Genomic DNA, 22,608 nt, shown 5'->3' on the forward strand with positions numbered 1-22,608 from the left:
TGCTCACCTCGGCGGGGCCTCGTCCTCGAGGCGGGCGCGCTGCTCGGCCACGTCGAAGTCCGCAGCGGGCCACTGGGGGTCGAGCCCACGCAGCGCCTCGAGGAGCAGGGTGCCGACCGCGAGGTTGCGGAACCACTTCTTGTCGGCGGGGATCACGTGCCACGGCGCGGCCTGGCCGGTGCGCTCGAGCGCCACCTCGTAGGCCTGCTGGTAGGCCGCCCAGTAGGCCCGCTCGTCGATGTCGCCGGGGTTGAACTTCCAGAACTTGGTCGGGTCGCCGAGCCGGGCGAGCAGCCGCTTGCGCTGCTCGGCCGCCGAGACGTGCAGCATGCACTTGACCACCGTCGTACCGCCGTCGACCAGGCGCTGCTCGAAGTCGACGATGGCGTCGTAGCGCCGCTCGATCTCGTCGGCCGGCGCCAGCTCGCGCACCCGGGCGATCAGCACGTCCTCGTAGTGGGACCGGTCGAAGACCCCGACGTAGCCCGGCTCCGGCAGCGCGCGCTCGACGCGCCACAGGAAGTCGTGGCTGCGCTCCTCCTCGGTGGGGGCCTTGAACGAGGTGATCCGCACCCCCTGGGGGTCGAACAGCCCCACGGTGTGGCGCAGGGTGCCGCCCTTGCCGGAGGTGTCCATGCCCTGCAGCACCAGCAGCACCGAGCGTCGGCCACCGGTCTTGCCCTCGGCGAACAGCCGCTCCTGCAGCTCGGCCAGCTCGTCGCGCATCGCCTCCAGGTCGGCCGCACCCGACACCTTGTCGCCGTCGTAGCCGGGAGCCGCGTCGGTGTCGATGGCGGCCAGGTCGACCGGGCCGGGGCCGAGGCGTACGGCGTCCGCGATGCTGCTCACGTCGCACACCCTAGTGATGACCTGTGGTGACAGCCGGTGGTGATCGACGAGTGGCGATCGAGGTGGTGCGACGGTGGTGCGACGGTCAGCGGTTGCCGATCAGTCGGCGCACGACGCCGAACACCCCGAGCACACCGAACACGGCGAACCACGGCAGGTCCTTGTAGGGGTTCTCGAACACGTCGCCGGGCTTGAAGAGGTAGTCGCCGACGAACGCGGCGCGGGATTGCTCCGTCAGACCGACCTCGCGGATCTCGTCGTAGGCGTCCCACAGGTCGCTGCCGATCACGGCGAGGTAGGACAGCACGACGCCCAGCACGATCAGCAGCACCAGCGGGACCAGGCCCTTGCGCGCGGGCCGGCCCGCAGCGGCCTCGTAGAGGAACGCGGCGCCGAACGCGATCACGAAGCTCGAGATCGCCGTGATGAAGCCCAGCTGGGCCAGCAGGACCGTCAGCACCACGCCACCGAGCACGGCTCCCAACGAAGCGAGTAGGCCGAGACCGACCCGCTCGCGCGGCTCGGTGACCACCGGGGCGTCCGGGAAGGGCTGGCCTGCCGCAGGCTGGCCTGCCGCGGGCTGGCCTGCCACGGGCTGGCCTGCCTGGAGCTTGGTGAGGTCCGGCCGGCCGGGGCTCGGCTGGGCCGGGTCGGGCTGGACGGGATCGGAGGACGGGAACGACACGGAGGGCTCCTTCGGACGGGCCGGACGGGCCCTGCGGGGGTGGTGGGCGGTGGCCCGGACTCTAGAACGACCCTGCCACCGAGTTGTGACATGGCGCGACGTCGCCGATGACCGTAGCGAGGTCGAGGGTGCAGCCGACGACGGTGTCGACCGACCCGTCGGCCTGGGGCTCGTCGAACCAGAGGCCCTCGACGAAGCCCACCTTGGCCAGCGCGCGGAGCGAGGCCCGGTTGCGGTGGTCGGGAGCGGCGAAGGCGGCCGTGGCGTCGACCCGGCGCGCCCGCAGGTGCAGCACCCACGCCCACAGGCAGCGGGTGCCGACCCCGCGCCCGACCCACTCGGCGCGCCCGATCAGGTAGTCGACCCCGGTCGCGTCGGGGTCAGGCACCAGCAGCGCGTGGTCGGGGTAGTCACGGATGCGGTAGTCCTGGGCGAACCCCACCGAGCGGCCGTTGACCTCCCACACCCACATCGAGGTACGCGAGGCACCGTCGATGCGGGAGCCGTACTTCGCGGTCGCGGCCTCGAGGTCGGGGAGGTCGGCGTCCCACCAGCGCAGCACGTGCGGGGCCGCGCGCCACGCCACGACGTCGGGCAGGTCGCCGTAGGTCATCGGCCGTACGGCCACGACCAGGTCGGGGTCGACGGCGAAGCGCTTGACCTCGCCCGACAGGTCGACGGCGACGGGGTCGTGCGGGCCGGGCGTCGTACGGCGCGCGGCGGCCAGCCAGGACTCCCCCGGCGCGACCTCGGTCACCCGGCGGTCGTCGCCGACGAGCACCTCGACGCGGGTCATCGCTCAGTGGGCGAGGCCACCGCGCCGGTCGACCAGCGGCGGCTCGGTGGACCACGGGAAGTTGATCCACAGGTCGGTGTGGCGCCACACGTAGTCGGCGTGGACGATCGTGCGCGGCTTCTCGTAGATCACCGCGATCCGGGCCTCGGCCACGTGGTCGGCGAAGAAGGAGCGCACCAGCTCGAGGGTGCGGCCGCTGTCGCTGACGTCGTCGGCGATCAGCACCTTGAGCCCCGACAGGTCGATGGCGGCGGGCGTCGGCGGCAGCATGATCGGGACGTCGAGCCGCTCGTCGATGCCGGTGTAGAACTCGACGTTGACCGCCGAGAGGTTCTTGACGTCGAGCGCGTAGCCCAGCCCCATGCCGAGGCCGAGGCCGCCGCGGGCGATGGCCAGCACCACGTCGGGCTCGAAGCCGGAGTTGACGACCTGCTGGGCCAGCTCGCGCACCGCGGTGCCGAACAGCTCGTAGGTCAGGGTCTCGCGCTCGTCGCTCACGCGCAGAGTCTGACGCCCGGGCCGGCCCCGGCGGAACCCCGGTCTCACTCCGGGTGATCAGTCGGGCTCGGGGGCCTCGCGTCCGGAGGAGGCCAGCTCGTCGCGCACCACCGCGAACGCCAGGCCGGAGCCGTAGCCCTTGCGGGCGAGCATGCCGACCAGGCGGCGGGTGGCCACGGTGTCGTCGACGCGGGTCAGGGTGCGCAGCTTGCGGCGGACCAGGGCCCGGGCGGCCTCCTCCTCCTGGGCCGGGTCGACCTCGTCGAGCGCCTCGCGGGCGACCTCGTCGTCGACGCCCTTGCGGCGCAGCTCCTGGGCCAGCGCCCGGCGGGCCAGCCCCTTGCCGCCGGCCGCACCGCGACCGGAGATCCAGGCCCGGGCGAACGCGTCGTCGTCGACCAGCCCGACCTCCTCGAACCGGTCGAGGAGGCGCACCGCGATCTCGTCGGGCACGCCCTTGGCGGCCAGCTTGTCGGCCAGCTCGCTGCGCGAGCGGGCCCGACCGGTGAGCTGGTCGAGCAGGATGGTGCGCGCGACCGACTCGGGGTCGGCGTCCGGCCCGTCGGCTACCGGGTCGGCCGGCGACTTCTCCGGCCAGCGGCTGCGGGGGCGGTTGCGGGGGGCGGACCGGCTGCGGTGGTCTCGAGGCTCGTCGCCGGGGCTCCTCGCACCTCGACCGGCGTCGGGGTCAGGGGCGGGGGCGTTGCGCGTCCACGCGGTGACGCCCTGGTGGACGTCACCGCGCCACGACTCAGAAGTCGTCGACACCGATCGGGGCGTCGGAGAGGTCGGACAGCGGGTCGGCGGGCTTCTCGACGCTGGGGCCGACCCCGAGCTTCTCGAGGATCTTCTTCTCCAGCTCATTGGCCAGGTCGGGGTTGTCCTTGAGGAAGGTGCGGGCGTTCTCCTTGCCCTGGCCGAGCTGGTCGCCGTCGTAGGTGTACCAAGCGCCGGCCTTGCGGACGATGCCGGCCTCGACGCCGACGTCGATCAGGCCGCCCTCGCGGCTGATGCCCTTGCCGTACATGATGTCGAACTCGGCCTGCTTGAACGGCGGGGCGACCTTGTTCTTGACGACCTTGACCCGGGTGCGGTTGCCGACCATGTCGGTGCCGTCCTTGAGGGTCTCGATGCGGCGCACGTCGAGGCGGACCGAGGAGTAGAACTTCAGCGCGCGGCCACCGGTCGTGGTCTCCGGCGAGCCGAACATGACGCCGATCTTCTCGCGGAGCTGGTTGATGAAGATGGCGGTCGTGCCGGAGTTGTTGAGCGCACCGGTCATCTTGCGCAGCGCCTGGCTCATCAGCCGGGCCTGGAGGCCGACGTGGCTGTCGCCCATCTCGCCCTCGATCTCGGCGCGTGGCACCAGCGCGGCCACCGAGTCGATGACGATCAGGTCGAGCGCGCCGGAGCGGATGAGCATGTCGGCGATCTCAAGCGCCTGCTCACCGGAGTCGGGCTGCGAGACCAGCAGGGCGTCGGTGTCGACGCCGAGGTTGGCGGCGTAGTCGGGGTCGAGCGCGTGCTCGGCGTCGATGAAGGCGACGATGCCGCCGGCGGCCTGGGCGTTGGCCACCGCGTGCAGGGCGACCGTCGTCTTGCCGGAGGACTCCGGCCCGTAGATCTCGACGACCCGCCCGCGCGGCAGGCCGCCCAGGCCCAGGGCCACGTCGAGGGCGATCGACCCGGTCGGGATGATCTCGAGGGGGGCGCGCGTCTCGTCGCCCAGGCGCATCACCGAGCCCTTGCCGAACTGCTTCTCGATGTTGAGCAGCGCGGCGTCCAGGGCCTTGTCGCGGTCTCCACCAGCCATGATGTTGTGTCCTAACGTCGGTGTGTCTCGAAGGTGTCTCGGATGGGAGGTCGTCGTCCCGATCTGTCCAGCGAGACGCTAGGGGCGACCACCGACAGTCCGCTCGATCGAACGACCCGCCTGTGGATGACCGCCTGGGTCAGCGCCCACGAGCAGGCTATGCCGAACACACGTTCGAAGCCATCCGACACGCCGGTCAGGCGGGGGAGCGGCGCGCAACCACCAGGCGTACGACGATCCACGCGACCACCGACACCACGACCACCGCGGCGAACACCCACCACCCACCGACGAAGTCACGGTCGAGCAGGGTGGGGTTGTCGGGCTTGCGCCCCTTGGCCAGCAGCACCGGGATCGCCAGCAGGGTCACCGACCCCAGCACCACCCCGCCCACGACGAGGGGCGCCCGCACCACGGGCGGCACGAACCGCACCACGACGAAGCCGAGCGCCAGGACGACCAGCGCGATCAGCAGGTCGTTGAGCACGACGCCGCCGACGAGGTACTTGGCCGCGCTGACGAGCTGGCGCGACTGCGTCTGGCGCGAGAGGAACAGGTAGGCGCCGTACAGGCCCACCAGGACGCCGACCGCGCCGACGACGACGCGGACCACCACGATCGCGCGGCCAGGCCCCGCCTGAGGTCGCACGTCGGGTCCCGTGTCGGGGGTGCTCGCGCCACTCACGCCTGCACCTCGATGCTGCCGAGCCACTTGGTCTGCAGCACGCCGGGCCGGTTGGGCGCGATCAGCCGGCAGGGGTAGCCGTGGTCCAGCGCGAGGGCCTCGCCGTCGAGCATCAGCGCCAGCAGCGTGCGGTCGTCTCCGGCGAACGTCTTCTGCAGCGTGTTGACCGTGTAGTAGGGCCCGTTCTCCTGGAAGGACGACACCGTGACGTCGCTGTCGGCGTCGGCCCCGACCAGGGCGAGGACGTCGCTGAGCCGTACGCCGGTCCAGGTGCCGTTGGCGCTCCACCCCTCGACGCAGGCGATCGGGAGGGTCTCGGTGCGCTGGGTCATCGCGAGCAGGTCGGGTCGCGACAGCGCGACGCTCCGCTCGCCGTGGGAGACCTCGAGCCGCCAGCTCTCGCTCGTCGCGGTGGCGGTGACGCCGGCGGCCTTGGCCGAGCGGTTGACCGGGATGCCCTGTGGGCCGTCGCCGGAGCGCACGCCGAACACCGACACGGTGCGCAGCCACGGAACAGTCGCCCCGGCGGTCAGCAGGACCGTCGTACCGGCGGCCAGCCAGGTGGTGCGCAGCAGGCCGCGACGCGACATCACGCCCTGGTCGACGGCGGTGGGCCGGTCGTGGGAGTGCTCGTCCTCGACGTCGTGGAGCAGCGCCTCGCGGATCACGGGCAGCTTGACGGCGATGTGGACCAGCAGGGCGCCGATGGTGACCCAGGCCATCGCGTAGTGGGCGGGCCGGAAACCGAACTTCCAGACGTACCAGGACGCGGTGTTGGTCAGGCCCGTGACGAGCATGAAGATCGACGAGGCGACCAGCACCAGGATCGAGACCCGCTCGAGACCGGTGAGGAGCAGCTGCCGGGCGCGCAGCGACGGCGGCCGCTCGAACAGCTTGGGATAGACCGTCCAGAGCTTGACCAGCAGCAGCGGCACGGACGCCGTACCGGTGACGACGTGCAGGCCCTGGGTCAGGCGGTAGCCCCACGAGGGGCTGGACGGGTACGGGATCGGCTGGGTCGGGTTCTGCGCGTAGTGGCTGAGCAGGCCGGTGACGAAGCAGACGCCGAAGGCGATGCCGAGGGCCATGCCGATCCGGGCGGCGACGGCCGGGCTGCGCAGGCGCGAGGTGAAGTGCTCCGGCTTGGGGCCGGGCAGGGTCTGCGGGTCGAGGACCTTCACGTGACCGCCTGCAGCACGGCGACCCAGCGCCCGCCGTGGCAGGTCTGGTCGACCAGTCGCAGCCCCGCGCGGGCGGCCAGGACGCCGATGTCGTCGAGGCCCACGACCGCCCAGCGGAACCGGCTGCTGCGCGCACCGCCGGCCTCGATGGTGGCCCACACGGTCTTGGCCGGTACGCCGGGAGCAGCGACCTCCACGACGATGCGGCCGCGGGACTCGATGAGCTCGCGCACCCGGCTCAGCAGCGAGATCGGGTCGCCGCCGATGCCGACGTTGCCGTCGGCGAGCAGCGCGGTGGACCAGCGTCCCTCGCCGGGCACGGTGTCGAAGACGTCGAGCTGCAGGGCGGCCCCGCCGCGCTGCAGGGTCTGGCCGACGGCCTCACGGACCACGTCGATGCCGAGCGCCACGACCCCGCGCTCGACCAGCGCGGCGGTCATCCGACCGGGACCGCAGCCGACGTCGAGGGTCGGTCCGACGCAGAGGTCGAGGATCGACTGGTCGTGCTCGTCGGCGACCCGGGTCCAGGCGTCCATCGGCATCACGGACGGAGCGTCGTCGAGCCCGATCACCGCGCAGGGGTGCCCCTGCAGGGCGTAGGCGAACACGGTCGAGAACGGCTGCGTGACCGGCTCGACCTGCTCCACACGGTTCAGCTGATCGGTCATCGGGCTACCGCCTTCTGCTCGGTCCAGGCCCGCGCGAACCGCGTGGCCGGTGCGGCCGCGGCCACCAGGTCGGCGTCGACGGCGGTGTCGACGTCGGTCAGCTCGACGATGTCGCCGACGTCGAGGCCCGCAGCGGTGAGGGCGACCCGGGTGTCGTCGTACGTGGTGGGGGTGGACATGGGTACGCCGACCAGCGCCGCGGCGTGGGCAGGGTCGCGCAGGGCGAGCACCCACCAGCCGCCGTCGTCGGCGCGACCGAGCACGGCGTCGTGGTCGAGGAGCCGGGCGGCGACGTCGGCCAGCAGCTCGGGGGTGACCTGCGGGGTGTCCATGCCGACCTGGACGGTGGGACCCGGACCCGCGTCGGCGTGGGCCGCGGCGAGACGCTCGTCGAAGGCGTCGCCGCGCTGGGGCACCACGGTCCACCGGGTCGTGGGGTCGTCGAGCGTGCCGCGCAGGTCGTCGGCGCGTTCGGCGAGGTCGAGGTCGCCGGTCAGGGCGATCACCCGGCGGGGCGCGTGGGCGCACGCCGCGAGCGTGTCGAGGAGGGCGGCGGCCGCCAGGTCGGCGGCAGCCCGCTCCCCCACGCCGGCCGCGAGCCGGGTCTTGGCCAGTCCGGAGACGGGCGCCTTGGCGACGACGAGGACGGTCCACGTGGGCGGCGCCGTCGTGGAGGGGATGGCGGTCATCGCGACAACACCCTGCCAAAGTCTCGCGCGGTGCGCAGCGTGCCCGTGACCGAGCCGGACACCTTGGACCTCGTGCCCTCCGCGCGGGGGTGGTAGCTCACGTCGTGCTCGCGGAAGCGCCAGCCGGCCGCGGTCGCCCGCTGCAGCAGCTCGACCGGGTAGCCGAAGCGGCGATCCTCGACGCCGAGGTCCAGCAGGTCCACGCGCCGGCAGACCCGCAGCGGCGCGATGTCGTGGGCGTCGAGGTCGATGCGGCGGCGCAGCCAGGCGACGATGAGCGCGTTGCCGGCCCGGGCGTGCCAGGGCCACACGCCGCGGCGGACCGGTCGGCGGCGTCCGACAGCGATGTCGGCGCGGCCGGCGCGCACCTCGGCGAGCAGCGGCAGCACCTCGTCGGGGTCGAAGGATCCGTCTCCGTCCATGAAGGCCACGTAGGTGTTCGTCGCGGCGAGCAGTCCGGCTTGGATCGCGGCGCCGTAGCCGGGCGTCGACTCCGTGACGACCCGAGCACCGAGCTCGCGCGCGACGTCGGCGGTGCCGTCGACCGAGCCGTTGTCGACGACGATGACCGACAGCTCGGCGGGCACCCGGGGCAGCAGCGCTCGCAGGGCAGCCGCCTCGTCTCGGCAGGGCAGGATCAGGTCGCAGTCGGGCATCGTCCCCCGAACGTAGGTGCAGGGGCCTGACGGGAACCCACCCCGAAGGCTCCCACCGGGCGTCCGCGGTCGTGGCCGCTCGGTGGCTACTCTCGGCCCCGATGACCGCCACCGCCGCACCACCCGACGCCGGCACCGGACCCGACGCAGCCCGCGTCGCGGTCGCCGCGTCGGTCGGCGCCGCCCTGGCGGTGGTCGTGCTGGTGCTCACCTTCTGGCTGCCGCACCTGCTCTCGATCGAGACCTACTCGCGCACCCGCTACCCCGGTGAGGACGCGGTTCCCCCGCTGCGGGGCTACCTGGAGGTCAAGGCCGTCGGGTTCCGCACCGTGCGCGTCGTGCTCGTCGGGGTGCTCGCGTGGCTGTTCCTGCCCCGCATCTCCGCGACCGCGCGCTGGCCGGTGCTCCTCGTGACGTCGTACGCCGTGGGGCTGGTGTGGCTGCTCGGGCTCGCCTACGTCGACGGGTCCGAGGGACTGTCGCGCGTCGAGGACATGCCCGGCGAGTACCTCAACACCGCGCGGGCGATCACCGACGTCCCCGCGATGCTGGACGGCTTCGTCGGCGGCATCACCTACGGCCAGCCCGACAGCTGGACGACCCACGTCGCCGGACACCCACCGGGGGCGCTGCTGTTCGTCGTGCTGCTGGTCCGGCTCGGCATCGACACGTCGTTCGGGGTCGGGCTCGCGATGACCCTGGTCGGTGCGGCCGCCGTGCCCGGCGTGCTCGTCGCGCTGCGAGCGCTCGGAGCCGAGCCGACCGCTCGCCGGGTGCTGCCGTTCCTGGTGCTCACCCCCGCGGCGGTGCTGATGGCGGTCTCGGCGGACGCGGTGTTCCTGACGGTGTCGGCGTGGGGCCTGGCGTTCCTGGCGCTCGCGGCCACCGCGGCCTCACGCCGCTCGATGGTGGCCTGGTCGCTGGTCGCGGGGCTGGTGCTCGGTCTGTCGGTCTTCATGTCCTACGGCCTGCTGCTCATGGGCCTGGTCGCCCTGGCCGTGCTGGCCTCGGCGCGCTCGTGGCGACCGCTGCCGTGGGCGATCGGCGGGGCTCTCGTGGTGGTTGCGATCTTCGGAGGCTTCGGCTTCTGGTGGTGGGAGTCCTACGCGGCCGTGCACGACCGCTACTTCGCCGGGCTCGGCGGCAAGCGCCCGCAGTCCTACTGGGTGTGGGGCAACGTCGGTGCGCTCCTGGTCAGCGCCGGGCCGGTGCTCGCCACGGCGCTGGCGTGCTGCGTGCCGGGAGTGCGCGCGACGGTCCGCGGAGCCGTCGGCGAGCGACGTACGACGGTGCTGCTGGCGCTCTCGGCCGCCGCCGCCGTGCTCGCCGCCGACCTGTCCGGGATGAGCAAGTCGGAGGTCGAGCGGATCTGGCTGCCGTGGATCCCGTGGCTGCTCGTGTCGACCGCCCTGCTGCCCGAGCGGTGGCGGCGACCGGCGCTGGCGGTGCAGGTGACCTCGGCGATCCTGCTGCAGCAGCTGGTGTTCACGCAGTGGTGAGGTGGTCAGGTAGCCGTTGCGTCATACGTGGTGGCGGCTCTGGGAGCCGGCTCGTATGACGTCCCGACGGCGCGCGGACGTCATACGTCGTGGCGGCCCGGGGAGCCAGCTCGTATGACGCACCCGCTACCCGATCAGGTGCGCAGCGGCGCCGTCGCGAACGCGCGCAGCCCCTCCTCGGGCGTGACCTGCGCGGTGAACCCCAGCGCCTCGGCCGCCCGGGCCGGCGAGGCCACGACGTGGCGGACGTCGCCGAGCCGGTAGCCGCCGGTGACCTCGGGCTCGATGTCGGCGCCGGTCCCCGCGCCGACCAGCCGGGCGACGTCGAGGATCGAGACGGGGCGCCCGGAGGCCACGTTGTAGGCGTCGTACGTCGCGCCGGGGCCGGCCACGACGGCCTCCAGGGCGAGCACGTTGGCGCGGGCGACGTCGTCGACGTGCACGAAGTCGCGGGCCTGGGCGCCGTCCTCGTAGACCTGCGGGCGCTCGCCGCGCTCGAGGGAGGAGCGGAACATCGCCGCGACCCCGGAGTACGGCGTGTCGCGCGGCATCAGCGGGCCGTAGACGTTGTGGTAGCGCAGCGCGATCGCGGCAGCACCCTCGGGCGCCGCCTGGCGCACCCACGCCGAGGCGTAGTGCTCCTGGGCCAGCTTGCTGGCGGCGTAGGAGCTGCGCGGGTCGAGGCGTGCGTCCTCGTCGACCGTCGCCCAGCCCAGCGGCGCACCGCAGATGCCGCAGTGGTTGTCGAAGTCGCCGGCGTCGAGCGCGGCCACCGTGCGCGGCGGCGGGGCCTGGTCGCCGTGGGTCGGGCAGGTGTAGCGGCCCTCGCCGTAGACCACCATCGAGCTGGCCAGCACCAGCCGGTGCACGTCGGCGGCGTGCATGGCGGCGAGCAGCGCGGCGGTGCCGAGGTCGTTGTGACCGGCGTACGCCGGGAGGTCGGCCACGGTGACTCCCGCGCCCACCATCGCGGCCTGGTGGCAGACGGCGTCGACGCCGTCGAGCAGCGGGGCCCACCGGGCGTCGTCGACGGCCTCGCGGACGTCGAGGTGGTGGGTGCCGACCGGCGGGGTGCTCGAGCCGTGGGCCTGGGCGAGCATCAGGTCGACCCGGACGACGTCGTGACCGGCGGCCTCGAGGGCCGCGCCGATCGCCGTACCGATGAAGCCGGCCGAGCCGGTGAGGAGGACGCGCACTCCCCCACCCTAGGAAGGGGGCGGTCAGCTGGTGACGCAGTGGTGCCAGAACAGGTTGGCGCTGGCGTTGTCGATCCCGTTGCCGGAGCGGTCGAAGGCGATGGGGGTGTAGGGGTAGCCGCCGGTGAAGTCGCCGGTGAACTCGTACTGGCTCGGGTTGCCGTCGGCCCAGGCGAACTCCATGTGCGAGCGGATCCACTGGACCTCGCCGGTGGTGGGGAGCCGGCCGTTGCGGTTGTTGCAGTCGTCCACCGCGGCCTGGTGGCTCGACGGGCCGCGCGAGGCCGTGGCGACGCAGCCCCCGAAGACGGCGACCTCGCCGCTCGCGCAGCCCTTGCTGATCTTGGTACGGGGCAGGCTGCGGCTGGCGACGTCGACGCCCTCGATGGTGGCGTTCCTGATGTCGCGGCTCTGGATCGTGTTGTCGGCGATCTGGCTGGACGTGACCGTGCCGGCGGCATAGCCGGCACCCCCGGAGGCGACCACGAGGGCCAGGACAGCGACGACGAACGAGGGAGAGGGTCGGGTGCGCATGCCCCTCACCCTGGACCGGGTCGGCTGGTCCGGACAGGCACCGAACGGGTCATGCCACGAGGCCGTGGCGGGTGGTATCAGCCCGGGATGTCGTAGGTGAGCCCGACGCCCTCGGCCCAGGTCGAGCAGCTGCAGCCGTCGGGGTCGGGCAGCGCCTCGATGGTCCGGGTCAGCAGGCCGGTGAGTCGCTCGAGGTTGGCCTTGAAGAGCGCGAAGACCTGCTCCTGGTCGACGCCCGCCCCCGACTCGGCGCCGGCGTCCATGTCGGTGACCAGGGCGATCGAGGCGTAGCACTGGCGCATCTCGCGGGCCAGGGCCGCCTCGGGGGCTCCGGTCATGTTGATCAGGTCCCAGCCGGCCGCGGCGTAGTGTCGCGACTCGGCGCGGGTCGAGAACCGCGGACCCTCGACGACGACCATCGTGCCCCCGAGCCGTACGTCGTCCGCGGCGCCGGCCGCGGCGGCCGACACCCCCGGACAGTAGGGGTCGGCGAAGGGCAGGTGGACGGCCCCGGACTCGACGAACGACCCGACCCGGCGGAAGGTCCGGTCGACGAGCTGGTCGGGGACCACGACGTCACCGGGGGCGACGCCGTCGGGTCCGGTGGAGAGCCCGCCGACCGCGCACGGGGCGAGCACCTGCCGGACGCCGAGCGAGCGCAGCGCCCACGCGTTGGCGCGGAAGGGGATGCCGTGCGGCGGGTGCCGGTGGTCGGCGCCGTGGCGGGGCAGGAACGCCACCCGGCGCCCCGCGACCTCGCCGACCGCGATCGGGCCGGACGGGTCGCCGTACGGCGTCTCGACGTGGTGCTCGGTGACCTCGCCGCCCTCGAGGAACGAGTAGAAGCCGGTGCCGCCGATGACGGCGACGTCTGCGATCGGGGTGCTCACGCGGCCATCGTGTCAGGTGGGAGGTGGCGTCAGCGGTCGCGGTCGGGCAGCTCGAGCTGGCGCCACACGGCCGCCCACACCTGCTTGGGCGGCACCCCGGCGTCGAGCGCCTCCTGCGCGGTGCGTCGGTCGAGGTCGGCCATCACCACCTGGCTCGCCCAGCTGCGGTAGTAGCCGGGGCCGAGGGCGGCCTCCAGTCGCTCCCAGAACTCCGTGTGCCTCACGGGCTCCTACGGTAGGCGACGGGTGGCGAGCACCGAGAGCCAGCGCTCGTCGCGCCGGCCGCTCGTCTCGTCGGTGCGCACGACGTCCCAGCCGGACCCGGTGACCACGGACTCGAGGTCGGGGCGGCGCCAGTAGGTGAACATCCGCGGGACCGCGATGCTGCCGTGGGTCGACCAGCCCTCGCCGTCGCCCTCCTTGACGGCCGCGCGCAGTACGCCCCCGGGCCGGGTCACCAAGGCCAGGCGCGCGAGGACGACCGGGAGGTCGGTGCGGGCCACGTGCAGCAGGCTCGCGTTGGCCCACACGGCGTCGTACGCGGTGTCGGGTGGCGCGGGGCTGAGGTCGTCGGTGAGCGGGTCGAGGACGTCGGCGTCGTGGCCCGCCTCGCGCAGCAGGGTGACGAACCCGGTAGCCACGTCGGTCCGCCGTACGCGCAGGCCGCGGGTCTCGAGCTCGAGCGCGTCGCGACCGCCGCCGCTGCCGATCTCGAGCACCAGCGACCCGGGGGCGAGGCGCGCGGCGAGCTCGTCGATCCCGGCCCGGACGCCGTCGCCCAGCGGCGCCGAGGCGGTGCGGTAGTCGGCGGCCTGACGGTCGTAGGCGGCCACGGCGAGCTGGCGGCGGACGTCCCAGGTGTGATGGACCACGTCGTGCAGGTGGTAGCGCGCGAGCGTGTCGATCGTGAACGCACTGCCGTTGCTGCGCAGGCCGGTGCGGTCGCGCTGGTCGGGCCGTACGCCGTCGTAGAGGGTGGCGACGTCCTCGGCGGACTGCGTCAGCGCGGGTCCGGTCTCGGCCGGGTCGGCGAGGTCGTAGCGCTGCTCGAGGGCGGTGGCGTCCTGGTCCCAGTTGGCGAAGACGGGTCCGTCCTCGGCCAGCATCAGGGCGACGCGCTCGGCGAAGACGCGGTGCACGTCGCGGACGTGGGCGGCGTACTCGGTCGGCGACCAGGTGCCGGGGTCCGGCCTGTCGGTCGCTCCGGGTCCGGACAGCACGACCGACCAGAGCGCCGCGTTGCTCCGGATCGCGTCACCGAGCCGGCCGACGTCGACGTGGGCGGCGACGAAGCCGCAGTCGGGGCAGGGGGCGTCGAGCACCCACGTCCAGTCCTTGGTGTCCGGCTCGATCACGCATCGGATCCTGCCAGCGGTAGGTGTTGCCCGTCGTCGGGCTTCCTGCCAACGTCGGGCAGGATTCGGCCATGTCCGTGGGAGAGATGTCCGTGCGTGACGCCGTCGCTGCCGACCTGCCGGCGATCAAGGCGATCTACGACGAGCAGGTGGCCCACGGCCTGGCGACCTTCGACACCGTCCCCCCGCCGCTGGCCTACTGGCAGGACCGGCTCGACTCCCCCGACCACCTCCTCGTCGCGGTGGACCGCACCGACGGCGAGACGGTCCTCGGCTACGCCTACTCCTCGACGTACCGGCCGCGGGCGGCGTACGACCGGACCAAGGAGGTCTCGGTCTACCTCGACGAGCCCGCCCGCGGCCGCGGCGTCGGCCGCGCCCTGTACGACGACCTCCTGGCCCGGCTCCGCACCGACGGCATCCACACGGTCCTGGCCGTCATCGCCCTGCCCAACCCCGCGAGCGAGGCGCTGCACCGCGGGTTCGGGTTCGAGAGGGTGGGGTTGCTGCCCGAGGTCGGGTACAAGCTCGGTCGGTGGGTCGACACGGCGTTCTACGCGCTGGTGCTCGAGCGCCCCACCGTCGGCTGAGGTGCGAGGAGCCCCAGCGACGAGCCGACCCGGTACGCCGCCCCAGCCGCCCCTACGCCGGCTGAGGTGCGAGGAGCCCCAGCGACGAGCCTCGAAGCCACCGCAGCCGACCCTCCCAACCCGGCTCCGGGGCTGTGGAAACAACCACGAACCGTCCACAGGGCGCGAGTGGATAGGGGTTGTCCACAACCCCCGTGGTTGAGCCGGAAAGTCGTCCAGGACTGTCGGTGGCCGGTGCTGGAATAGTCCCATGGCCCAGCACATCGACACCCCTGGATCGGGACACCCGATCGAGGCAGTGCTGTGCCGGTTCCTCGACGAGCTCAAGGGTCTGGCCGACGTGCCGACCTGGCGATGGACGCCACCACGACCACCCGGGTCGTGGCCCTGGGTGCCCGGGTCGCCGCCGGTGTCGCCGAGCTCGAAGCCAGGTCGATCAACCAGGCCGAGACCCTGGACCTGCCCGGTGTCGCGGGGTGCCGCAACACCGCCCGGTGGCTGCGCGTGACTACCGGTGTCACCGGGCGCACCGCGAGGACCAAGGCCAGGCTCGCGAAGTGCCTGGCTGATCTGGAGCCGACGCGTACGGCGACCGCTCGCGGTGAGATCCACGCCGAGCAGGCCCAGGTGATCGCCGACCACATGGGGTTGTTGGAGGACGAGAAGGTCTCGACCTACGACCAGGCCCGCGCCGAGACGTTCCTGCTCGCTGAGGCTGTCGGTGGCCATGACGCCGATGCCCTGGCGACGATGGGCCACGCGATCTGGGAACGCCTGGACCCCGAAGGCGCCGACGAACGCGAAGCCAAAGCCCTGCAGGCGCAGGAGGAACGCGCCCGCAAGAAGACCCGAATCACCATGGGTGACGACGGGCAGGGACTGACCCACGGCCGGTTCTCCATCCCCACCGCCGCGGCGGATGCGTTCCGCAAACAGCTCCACGCCCTGGCCGCCCCCAAGCACGTGCGCGCCGAGCACGGGGCCGGGTCCTATGACTGGCAGAAGCCGTCCGCGGAGCGGATGGGTCAGGCTTTCACCGACTGGATCGAGACCTACGACCCCACCCAGCTACCCAAGATCGGCGGCCTGACCGCCACCGTGATCGCCATCGGCGACTACGACCTCCTCCAAGGCAAGCTCAAGGCTGCCCAGCTGGAGACCGGCACCAAGATCAGCCCCACCGAATACCTCCGCCTGGCCTGCGGCGCCGGGATCATCCCCGCCTGGATGAACGCATCCGGCGAAGTCCTCGCCCTGGGTAGGAAGCACAGGTTCCACACCCCCGCCCAACGCCTCGCCGCGATCGTCGAGCAACGCCACTGCCAACACCACAGTGGCTGCGACGTCCCCGGCTACCTGTGCCACGCCCACCACACCATCCCCTGGGCCCAGGGCGGCACCACCGACCTGAGGACCACCACGCTCTACTGCCCCTACCACCACACCCGCATCCACCAACCCGGCCACGACCCCACGCGCACCTGACAGCCATGGTGCTCGCGCAGGGCACTAGCGAGCTCACGTAGTCGATGAACTCTGCCGGTTGCGTCTAGGTTCTGGTGATGCCGGCTGTGGTGGCCGGCACCACAGGAGGGAGTAGACGTGGCTGTATCGAGCGACTACGACTGGGTCTCGGACTTCGGGAGTGCAGCCTGCGTCACGATCGTGGTGAACGGCTCTGCACTACCCGTGCTGGAGGCTTTCGAGGCTGACGTGTCGACGCCTCTCGAGGGAGACGAGCGGAGCCCGTACGCGGGCCCGTACGACGTGGTGGTGGCGGTGTTCCCCGTGCCCGGGGGCGTCGTCGTCTACGAGGCCAACGGCTACCACGGGTCGCTGCGGGAGGTCGTGTCCCGCCTTGCCGACGGCGGGCGGGTCGCCAGCATGTACTGGAACGAGGACGCGGCCATGCCCAGTTTGACCTGCGCCGAAGGTCGGTTCCTCTCCACGACGGAGCTCTTCGACTTCGGGGACGACGACCGGAGCCCGGACCGCGACGACGAGCTCCCTCCAGGCCTCGACGTGCTGGCGGAGGAGCTCGCGGCGGTCGACTTCGACACCGACGAGTCACAGGGGCAGATGCTCGCCATCGGGTTCGCCATGATGGAGCAGTTCTGCGGTGTCGGGGTCCCCCGCACCATCTTCGACGGACCGGAGCCGCCGTCGTACCCCATCCTCGGCTGATGTCGCACCGGACGACCTCAGGTGAGCTGGTCGAAGCGGCCGACCCCGACCTCGCTGGCTGGTGCCGCCTCGCACGGCCACGACCGGCGCGAGTGATCGGCACGCCGTCAGCGGTGGTCAGATGGTCCGGGCTGGTCGAAGGTCAGGGTGAGGGTGGACGCGTAGGCAGCAGCGGGCCCGGAGACCTCCACGACAGCCGGCTTCGGCTCGTCTGATGGCCATGCCTCGACCGTGCGGTAGCGATACCCGTCCTGGTCGGCCGTCTCGAACTCGAACGTCACCCTCTGACCCGGGCTGAGCGTCCGGTAGCCCTCGCCCAGGACCGCTGAGAAGTGCGTCCAGCAACCACCTGGTGTGGCTGGTGAGTCGATGACGCCCCACCCCTCGTCCCCGTGCCAGGTACCGACCACGCCAACGGTGCTCATGCCACGAGTCTCCCCTGCCGTCGCTGTCCCCCCGGGCGGGCGCGCGGGTCAGCCGTTCTTGACCGACCGTTCTTGAATGACTATTCTCAAATCATGGGTCGGCCACGGCAGTTCGAGGAGAGGGGTGCCGTGGCCGCAGCGTCGGCGGTGTTCTGTCAGCGGGGGTACGCATCGACCTCGGTCGACCACCTCGTCGACGCGACCGGCGTACACCGAGGCAGCCTGTACGGCGTCTTCGGGAGCAAGCACGGCCTGTTCCTGCGGGTCCTGGACGCCGTGGACGCGCACGACTCGAGCTCGGCGGAACGCCTCGACGTGATCCTGGTGGGACTGCTCGAGCTCGCCCCCACCGACCCGCGCGTCCGCGAGCGGATCACGGGCCTCCTCGAGGCGCATGACATCACCGCAGAGCACCTGGGCAGTCGCCTGCTGGCCCGTGCCGGGCTGTCGGACGAGAGGCTGCCGGACGAGAAGGAGTCGACATGAGCAGCAACAGAGTCACGGTTACCCCGGAGCACCTCGTGGTCGAGCCGGTCGGTCTGACCAAGCTCTGGTCGTTCACCCGTCGCCTGCAGTTCCCGCTCGAGCATGTCCGGGGCGCGACCTTCGATCCGGGCATGAGGGACGAGCCGAAGGGCTGGCGTGGTCCCGGCCTCGGCCTCCCGGGAAGGCTGTCCGGCACGTTCCACGCGGACGGGAAGAAGCAGTTCTGGAACATCTCGGGCTACGAGCGCGCGATCGTCATCACCCTCGACGCCGCGGAGAAGTTCGACCGCCTGGTGATCACCGTCGACGACCCTGACCAGGTGGTCGACTCCGTCAACAGCGCACTCGGCGCGCCCTGAACCGCCACTCGGATCTGCCGGCACCTCGATGGTCCTGCTCGACAAGCCGTGCCTGTGACTCCTAGCGTCCGGCGTTCCGTCACTCGTCCTTGAAGGGCTCCTCCACCGTGCGTCGCCACCCCACCACCCCCACCGGTTCGAGCCTGGCCCGAGCCCGATGGGGCGTGTCGCTGATGTTCTTCACCAACGGCGTCATGCTGGCGGCCCTGCTCCCTCGCTACCCCGAGATCAAGGCGCACCTCGAGCTCGACAACAGCGAGTTCGGTCTCGTCCTCGTCGCGTTCCCCGTAGGTGCGCTCGTGGCCGCCGCCTACGCGGCCCGGGTGACGCGTGCGCTCGGGACCCTCGCGGTGGCTGGTGTCGGCTCGGTGCTGCTCGCAGTCGGGTTCGTCCTGGCGGCGGCGTCGCCCTCGGCGGCCCTGTTCGCGGCGACACTCTTCGCCGCCGGCGCGATCGACGCAGTCCTCGACGCCGCGCAGAACATCCACGGCGTCCTCGTCGAGGTCCGGTGTGGACGCTCGATCATCAACTCCCTGCACGCGCTGTGGAGCCTGGGCGCGGCGACCGGAGGTCTGATCGGCGCCTGGTGCGCCGCCCGTGGCGTCGATGCCACCGTGCAGATGTCCGTCAACGGCGCCGTCTGGGCGGTGGTCGCCGTCGCGGCGACCGCTGCTGCGCGACTTCCCCCTGCGGCCCGGTCCGGGGCCGGCGCCGATGCCTCGGACACCGACCCGGCCGAACAGCGCGCCGTCGTGCCGACGTCCTCACCGCGGTCGCGGAGAGCCGCCTGGCCCCTCCTGGCCCCGATCGTGCTGCTCGCGATCTGCGGGACGCTGGTCGAGGACATCGCGAACAACTGGTCCGTGCTCTACCTGCAGACCGAGACCGACGCGCCGCTCGCCGTCGCCGGGCTGGGGGTGAGCGTCATGCTCATCGCGCAGTTCGTCGGCCGGCTCTGCGGCGACCCGATGACCGACCACTGGGGCCGCGACCGGGTCGCGCGCCGGCGGACTGCTCATCGCACTTGGCGCGCTGGTGGCCATCGTCGCGCCGGTGTACCCCCTCACGCTGGCCGGCCTGGCCCTGTCGGGATTCGGGAGCGCGACCCTCGTCCCGGCGGCGTTCGCAGCGGCTGGCCGCGTGCCGGGGCTGCCCGAAGGCACCGGCATCGCCATCCTGGGCTGGCTGATGCGCATCGGCTTCCTGATCACCTCGCCTGTCGTCGGGTTCGTCTCCGACGCCAGCACCCTGCGGGTCGCCTGGATCGTGCCGCTGCTGGCCGGGCTCGTCGCGGCCGTCCTGGCCGAGCGCGGGCGTCGTACCGCGACGCCCCCTCCGGGATCGAGCCAGGCGACGTCGGGCGCGCTCGGCTGACGTCAGGTCAGCAGCAGCGAGTCGAGGCGCCGGCGTACGACGTAGAGACCGGCTGCGCCCATCACCAGCAGGTAGACCACCGAGACGAGGGAGGCCGAGCTGACAGCGCCGGTGGTGAGCTCGCGGCACAGCACGACGCCGCGGTAGAGGGGGGTGCACTCGACGACCCAGCGCAGCCAGCCGTCAAAGGCGGTGACCGGGAAGAAGGTGGCGGAGAACAGGAAGAGCGGGGTCTGCACGAGGGTGACCTTCTCGAAGTCCTGCCACGAGGTGAACCAGGTCGTGCACGCCATCGCGACCGCGCTGAACGCGAAGCCGATCAGCAGCGCGGCCGGCAGGGCGAGCAGCGCCCACCAGGAGTGCAGGTAGCCGAGCGCCAGCATCACCACGAGGAACGCGGCCGAGTAGGACCCGCCGCGCAGCTGACCCCAGATCACCTCCCCGCGGGCGACGTCGGCGGTGCCGACGGGGGTGGCGAGCACGGAGTCGTAGAGGCGCAGGTGCTTGAGCTTGAAGAAGAAGTTGAAGCACGAGTCCATCAGGGCGCCGTTGAACGCCGAGGCGGCGAGCATGCCGGGGGCGACGAACTCGGCGTAGGGGATGTCGCGGCCGTTGAACTCGAAGGTCTCGATGAGCTGGCCGACCCCGATGCCGATGGAGAGCAGGTAGAAGACGGGCTCGAGGAAGCCGGTGATGAAGAGCTTCCAGGCCGAGCGGTAGGTGATCACGTTGCGCTCGACGAGCAGCAACGTGGCCTGCACCGAGGTCAGCGGCACCGGGAACCGCGTGGGGGTGCTCACCGCGCCATCCGCCTCTCGAGCCCGCTCACGGCCCACCAGCCACCCAGGACCGAGACGCCCACCAGCACGGCCAGGTTGATCGCCGCCGTGCTGAGGTCGACGGTGTCGAGGCTGAGCATCCGCGACAGGTTGACCCCGTGCCAGAGCGGGGTGAGCTGGGCGACCCGCTCCCCCACCGCGCCGAGGTTGGAGACCGGGAAGAACGCCCCGCTGAACAGGAACAGCGGGAAGATCGCCAGCCGGAACACGACCCCGAACGCGGCGTCGGACTCGACCCGGCAGGCGTAGCCGTACATCAGGGTGGCGAAGGCCAGACCGGTCAGGCTCTGTGCGCCCAGCGCGCCGAACGGACCCCACCAGCTGCCGAAGACGCCGAAGGGCGCCACCACCAGGTCGAAGATCGCGCACACCACGGTGACCCGGAGCCAGACGAAGAACAGGTGCGCGAAGGCCACCTGGCGCACGGTGATCGGCGTGGCGACCATCGAGTCGTAGACGCGGTTCCACTTGAAGTTGCTGAAGACCGGCCACGAGGTGTCGGCCACCGCGGTCTGCATCGCGTGGCCGGCCACCAGGCCCGGCACGATGAACGACAGGTAGTCGGGCGCGCCCTCGAGGCGGCTCGGGTCCTCGGCGATGAAGCCGCCGAGCAGGACCCCCATCGCGACCACGTAGAACACCGGGGCCAGGAACGCCGAGACGACGGACCCGCGCCACGTCCGCAGCGACACGGTGAGCCAGTAGGGCGCCATCCGGCGTACGGCGGTCGCGGTGGACAGTCGCTCGTCGCCCGGGGCGCGGGTGGTGGAGGTGGTGGTCGGCGGCATCAGTCGACCAGCGTCCGGCCGGTCAGGCGCAGGAAGACGTCCTCGAGGGTGCTGCGGCGCACCAGCGTGGCCACCGGCCGCAGCCCGAGCTCGTGGACGGCCTCGAGCACGGCGTCGCCGTCGGTGCCGTAGACGAGCAGCCGGTCGGGCAGCACCTCGACGCGGTCGCCGAGCTCGGCCACCCGGGCCGCGTGCTCCTCGTGCGGGTTGGCCGAGCCGTCACCCAGCCCGAACCGCAGCTCGGCGACCTCGCGCGAGGAGTGGTCGCGGATGAGCTCGGCGGGCGAGCCCTCGGCGGCGACCAGGCCCTTGTCCATGACCACGAGACGGTCGCAGAGCTGCTCGGCCTCGTCCATGTAGTGGGTGGTGATCACCAGGGTGACGCCCTGTTGCTTGAGGCGGAACAGCTGGTCCCACAGCACGTGCCGGGCCTGGGGGTCCAGTCCGGTGGTGGGCTCGTCGAGCAGCAGCAGGTCGGGCCGGTTGACCAGGCTGCGGGCGATGGTGAGCCGCCGCTTCATGCCGCCGGACAGGTCATCGACCTTGGCCTTGGCCTTCTCGGTGAGGTTGACGAGCTCGAGGAGCTCGTCGGCCCGCGCCCGGGCGTCGGCGCGGCCGATGCCGAAGTAGCGCGCGTAGATCACCAGGTTGTCGCGCACGTTGAGCTCGCTGTCGAGGGTGTCCTCCTGCGGACACACGCCCAGCCGGGCCCGGATCGCCGGGCCGTCGGTCGCGGGGTCGAGCCCGAGGATGCGCAGCTCGCCGGCGCTGACCGGCGACACCGCCGCGATCATCCGCATCGTCGAGGACTTGCCGGCCCCGTTGGGCCCCAGGAACCCGAACGCCTCGCCGCGGTGGACGTCGAGGTCGATGCCCTTGACCGCCTCGAACACGGCCTCACCGCTGCCGAAGGTCTTGCGCAGCCCGCGGGCCTGGATCATCGACTCGATCGACGACGGGGTGCTGGGCTGGGTCACGTGCGCGAGGTTAACGCCAGGCACGGACAGTCCGCGTCCGGTTAACGTCGAGGCATGCGGACGGTGCTGGTCGAGGGCGAGAGCGACCGGCGCGCGCTCCGCACGCTCGCCCTGCGGCTGGGGGTCGCGGTGCCGGAGGTGGTCGTGATGAACGGCATCACCAACCTCCGGGCGCACCTGGTGGGACGGACGGCGGTGCTGCTCCTGCACGACCTCGCCGAGACCACGTACGTCGACCGGGTGCTGGCCGACAGCCCGGCCGACGTACGCCGCTTCGTCTGCGACGCCGACCTCGAGGACGAGCTCATCCGCGCCGTGGGCGTCGAGGGGATGCTCGCCGTCGTCGACGCCCACGGCGAGCGGGCGGCGTACGACCTGATGGCGCAGCAGCCCGCCCAGCGCGACCGTCCCGACGCCGAGCGCCTGCGACGGTGGCTGGGCGCCCGCTCCGGCCACAAGATCTCGTACGCCGGCTACCTCGCCGAGGCGGTGCCGGTCGGCTCCGTGCCGGCGCCGCTGGGTGACCTGTTGCTGTCGTGCGGTCGGTGGTCTCGAGACGGTTGCTAGCGCAACCTCCTCGACCAGCGGGCGG

The 22,608-nt window shown here is 72.2% G+C and carries 28 protein-coding genes and 1 pseudogene; 9 read left to right on the top strand and 20 right to left on the bottom strand.

Annotation, left to right across the window (positions count from 1 at the left end):
* Positions 1-3: 3 nt before the first annotated feature.
* From FJQ56_RS00880 to FJQ56_RS00930, 11 genes are all read right to left on the bottom strand, one after another.
* Positions 4-849, bottom strand: coding sequence for a polyphosphate kinase 2 family protein (locus FJQ56_RS00880; RefSeq protein WP_140007329.1), 846 nt, complete (start codon positions 847-849; stop codon positions 4-6).
* Positions 850-934: 85 nt separating this feature from the next.
* The gene (locus tag FJQ56_RS00885; protein ID WP_140007330.1) at positions 935-1,534 is read right to left on the bottom strand and encodes a hypothetical protein; all 600 of its coding nucleotides are present in this window, start codon (positions 1,532-1,534) and stop codon (positions 935-937) included.
* A gap of 61 nt (positions 1,535-1,595) precedes the next feature.
* A complete protein-coding gene (locus tag FJQ56_RS00890) occupies positions 1,596-2,330 on the bottom strand; it encodes a GNAT family N-acetyltransferase (protein ID WP_140007331.1) in 735 nt (244 codons plus the stop codon).
* 3 nt (positions 2,331-2,333) lie between these two features.
* Positions 2,334-2,828 (bottom strand): phosphoribosyltransferase, encoded by a 495-nt coding sequence (locus FJQ56_RS00895; RefSeq protein WP_140007332.1) that lies wholly within the window; start codon positions 2,826-2,828, stop codon positions 2,334-2,336.
* A 57-nt stretch (positions 2,829-2,885) separates the two neighbouring features.
* Positions 2,886-3,596, bottom strand: a complete 711-nt coding sequence (locus tag FJQ56_RS00900; protein WP_246083929.1) for a regulatory protein RecX — start codon at positions 3,594-3,596, stop codon at positions 2,886-2,888.
* On the bottom strand, positions 3,580-4,644 hold the full coding sequence (recA, locus tag FJQ56_RS00905) for a recombinase RecA (protein ID WP_281284672.1): 1,065 nt from the start codon (positions 4,642-4,644) through the stop codon (positions 3,580-3,582). Before recA ends, FJQ56_RS00900 begins: the two co-directional genes overlap by 17 nt.
* 193 nt (positions 4,645-4,837) lie before the next feature.
* A complete protein-coding gene (locus tag FJQ56_RS00910; RefSeq protein WP_140007334.1) occupies positions 4,838-5,326 on the bottom strand; it encodes a hypothetical protein in 489 nt (162 codons plus the stop codon).
* A complete protein-coding gene (locus tag FJQ56_RS00915) occupies positions 5,323-6,507 on the bottom strand; it encodes a molybdopterin-dependent oxidoreductase (RefSeq protein WP_246083930.1) in 1,185 nt (394 codons plus the stop codon). Before FJQ56_RS00915 ends, FJQ56_RS00910 begins: the two co-directional genes overlap by 4 nt.
* The gene (locus FJQ56_RS00920) at positions 6,504-7,175 is read right to left on the bottom strand and encodes a class I SAM-dependent methyltransferase (RefSeq protein ID WP_140007335.1); all 672 of its coding nucleotides are present in this window, start codon (positions 7,173-7,175) and stop codon (positions 6,504-6,506) included. Before FJQ56_RS00920 ends, FJQ56_RS00915 begins: the two co-directional genes overlap by 4 nt.
* On the bottom strand, positions 7,172-7,864 hold the full coding sequence (locus FJQ56_RS00925) for a TIGR04282 family arsenosugar biosynthesis glycosyltransferase (protein ID WP_140007336.1): 693 nt from the start codon (positions 7,862-7,864) through the stop codon (positions 7,172-7,174). The genes FJQ56_RS00920 and FJQ56_RS00925 overlap by 4 nt, the downstream gene beginning before the upstream one ends.
* Positions 7,861-8,520 (bottom strand): glycosyltransferase family 2 protein, encoded by a 660-nt coding sequence (locus FJQ56_RS00930; RefSeq protein WP_140007337.1) that lies wholly within the window; start codon positions 8,518-8,520, stop codon positions 7,861-7,863. Before FJQ56_RS00930 ends, FJQ56_RS00925 begins: the two co-directional genes overlap by 4 nt.
* Before the next feature lie 101 nt (positions 8,521-8,621).
* Here FJQ56_RS00930 and FJQ56_RS00935 point away from each other — a divergent pair, with 101 nt between their 5' ends.
* Positions 8,622-10,019, top strand: a complete 1,398-nt coding sequence (locus tag FJQ56_RS00935) for a hypothetical protein (protein WP_140007338.1) — start codon at positions 8,622-8,624, stop codon at positions 10,017-10,019.
* A 134-nt stretch (positions 10,020-10,153) separates the two neighbouring features.
* Here the strand turns inward: FJQ56_RS00935 and FJQ56_RS00940 are convergent, their stop codons facing one another.
* The 5 genes from FJQ56_RS00940 to FJQ56_RS00960 all read right to left on the bottom strand — a co-directional run bounded on the left by FJQ56_RS00940 (position 10,154) and on the right by FJQ56_RS00960 (position 13,994).
* A complete protein-coding gene (locus FJQ56_RS00940) occupies positions 10,154-11,215 on the bottom strand; it encodes an NAD-dependent epimerase/dehydratase family protein (RefSeq protein WP_140007339.1) in 1,062 nt (353 codons plus the stop codon).
* 24 nt (positions 11,216-11,239) lie between these two features.
* The gene (locus FJQ56_RS00945; protein WP_140007340.1) at positions 11,240-11,749 is read right to left on the bottom strand and encodes a hypothetical protein; all 510 of its coding nucleotides are present in this window, start codon (positions 11,747-11,749) and stop codon (positions 11,240-11,242) included.
* A gap of 77 nt (positions 11,750-11,826) precedes the next feature.
* A complete protein-coding gene (locus FJQ56_RS00950) occupies positions 11,827-12,639 on the bottom strand; it encodes an S-methyl-5'-thioadenosine phosphorylase (RefSeq protein ID WP_140007341.1) in 813 nt (270 codons plus the stop codon).
* Between the two features lie 29 nt (positions 12,640-12,668).
* A complete protein-coding gene (locus tag FJQ56_RS00955) occupies positions 12,669-12,863 on the bottom strand; it encodes a DUF3046 domain-containing protein (protein ID WP_140007342.1) in 195 nt (64 codons plus the stop codon).
* A 6-nt stretch (positions 12,864-12,869) separates the two neighbouring features.
* Positions 12,870-13,994, bottom strand: a complete 1,125-nt coding sequence (locus tag FJQ56_RS00960) for a class I SAM-dependent methyltransferase (protein ID WP_246083931.1) — start codon at positions 13,992-13,994, stop codon at positions 12,870-12,872.
* 71 nt (positions 13,995-14,065) lie between these two features.
* Between FJQ56_RS00960 and FJQ56_RS00965 the strand changes: the two genes are divergently transcribed.
* The 3 genes from FJQ56_RS00965 (at position 14,066) to FJQ56_RS00975 (ending at position 16,768) form a co-directional block, all read left to right on the top strand.
* Positions 14,066-14,584, top strand: a complete 519-nt coding sequence (locus tag FJQ56_RS00965; protein ID WP_140007343.1) for a GNAT family N-acetyltransferase — start codon at positions 14,066-14,068, stop codon at positions 14,582-14,584.
* Between the two features lie 354 nt (positions 14,585-14,938).
* Positions 14,939-16,069 (top strand): HNH endonuclease signature motif containing protein, encoded by a 1,131-nt coding sequence (locus FJQ56_RS00970; protein ID WP_140007344.1) that lies wholly within the window; start codon positions 14,939-14,941, stop codon positions 16,067-16,069.
* Between the two features lie 117 nt (positions 16,070-16,186).
* Positions 16,187-16,768, top strand: coding sequence for a DUF6461 domain-containing protein (locus tag FJQ56_RS00975; protein WP_140007345.1), 582 nt, complete (start codon positions 16,187-16,189; stop codon positions 16,766-16,768).
* Positions 16,769-16,875: 107 nt separating this feature from the next.
* On the opposite strand, the gene FJQ56_RS00980 is transcribed toward FJQ56_RS00975, so the two are convergent.
* Positions 16,876-17,193, bottom strand: a complete 318-nt coding sequence (locus tag FJQ56_RS00980) for a cold-shock protein (RefSeq protein WP_140007346.1) — start codon at positions 17,191-17,193, stop codon at positions 16,876-16,878.
* Positions 17,194-17,286: 93 nt separating this feature from the next.
* Here FJQ56_RS00980 and FJQ56_RS00985 point away from each other — a divergent pair, with 93 nt between their 5' ends.
* The 4 genes and pseudogenes from FJQ56_RS00985 (at position 17,287) to FJQ56_RS01000 (ending at position 19,412) form a co-directional block, all read left to right on the top strand.
* A complete protein-coding gene (locus FJQ56_RS00985; RefSeq protein ID WP_140007347.1) occupies positions 17,287-17,679 on the top strand; it encodes a TetR/AcrR family transcriptional regulator in 393 nt (130 codons plus the stop codon).
* Positions 17,676-18,038, top strand: coding sequence for a hypothetical protein (locus FJQ56_RS00990; RefSeq protein ID WP_140007348.1), 363 nt, complete (start codon positions 17,676-17,678; stop codon positions 18,036-18,038). The genes FJQ56_RS00985 and FJQ56_RS00990 overlap by 4 nt, the downstream gene beginning before the upstream one ends.
* Positions 18,039-18,211: 173 nt before the next feature.
* Positions 18,212-19,021 (top strand): annotated as a pseudogene (locus tag FJQ56_RS23020) (MFS transporter); the annotation flags it as partial.
* Between the two features lie 70 nt (positions 19,022-19,091).
* Positions 19,092-19,412, top strand: coding sequence for an MFS transporter (locus tag FJQ56_RS01000; RefSeq protein WP_140007349.1), 321 nt, complete (start codon positions 19,092-19,094; stop codon positions 19,410-19,412).
* Between the two features lie 2 nt (positions 19,413-19,414).
* Here the strand turns inward: FJQ56_RS01000 and FJQ56_RS01005 are convergent, their stop codons facing one another.
* Genes FJQ56_RS01005 through FJQ56_RS01015 form a run of 3 tightly spaced genes read right to left on the bottom strand, consistent with a single transcriptional unit; the run spans position 19,415 to position 22,016 of the window.
* Entirely contained in the window at positions 19,415-20,212 is a 798-nt protein-coding gene (locus FJQ56_RS01005) for an ABC transporter permease (RefSeq protein WP_211350715.1), read from the bottom strand.
* Entirely contained in the window at positions 20,209-21,039 is an 831-nt protein-coding gene (locus tag FJQ56_RS01010) for an ABC transporter permease (protein ID WP_140007350.1), read from the bottom strand. The genes FJQ56_RS01005 and FJQ56_RS01010 overlap by 4 nt, the downstream gene beginning before the upstream one ends.
* Complete coding sequence (locus FJQ56_RS01015; protein ID WP_425464891.1) at positions 21,039-22,016, bottom strand: ABC transporter ATP-binding protein; 978 nt, start codon at positions 22,014-22,016, stop codon at positions 21,039-21,041. Before FJQ56_RS01015 ends, FJQ56_RS01010 begins: the two co-directional genes overlap by 1 nt.
* A gap of 54 nt (positions 22,017-22,070) precedes the next feature.
* Here FJQ56_RS01015 and FJQ56_RS01020 point away from each other — a divergent pair, with 54 nt between their 5' ends.
* The gene (locus FJQ56_RS01020; RefSeq protein ID WP_140007351.1) at positions 22,071-22,583 is read left to right on the top strand and encodes an ATP-dependent endonuclease; all 513 of its coding nucleotides are present in this window, start codon (positions 22,071-22,073) and stop codon (positions 22,581-22,583) included.
* Positions 22,584-22,608 lie beyond the last annotated feature (25 nt).

Origin of the sequence: Nocardioides plantarum, assembly GCF_006346395.1 — a bacterium.
Taxonomy (GTDB): Bacteria; Actinomycetota; Actinomycetes; order Propionibacteriales; family Nocardioidaceae; genus Nocardioides; species Nocardioides plantarum.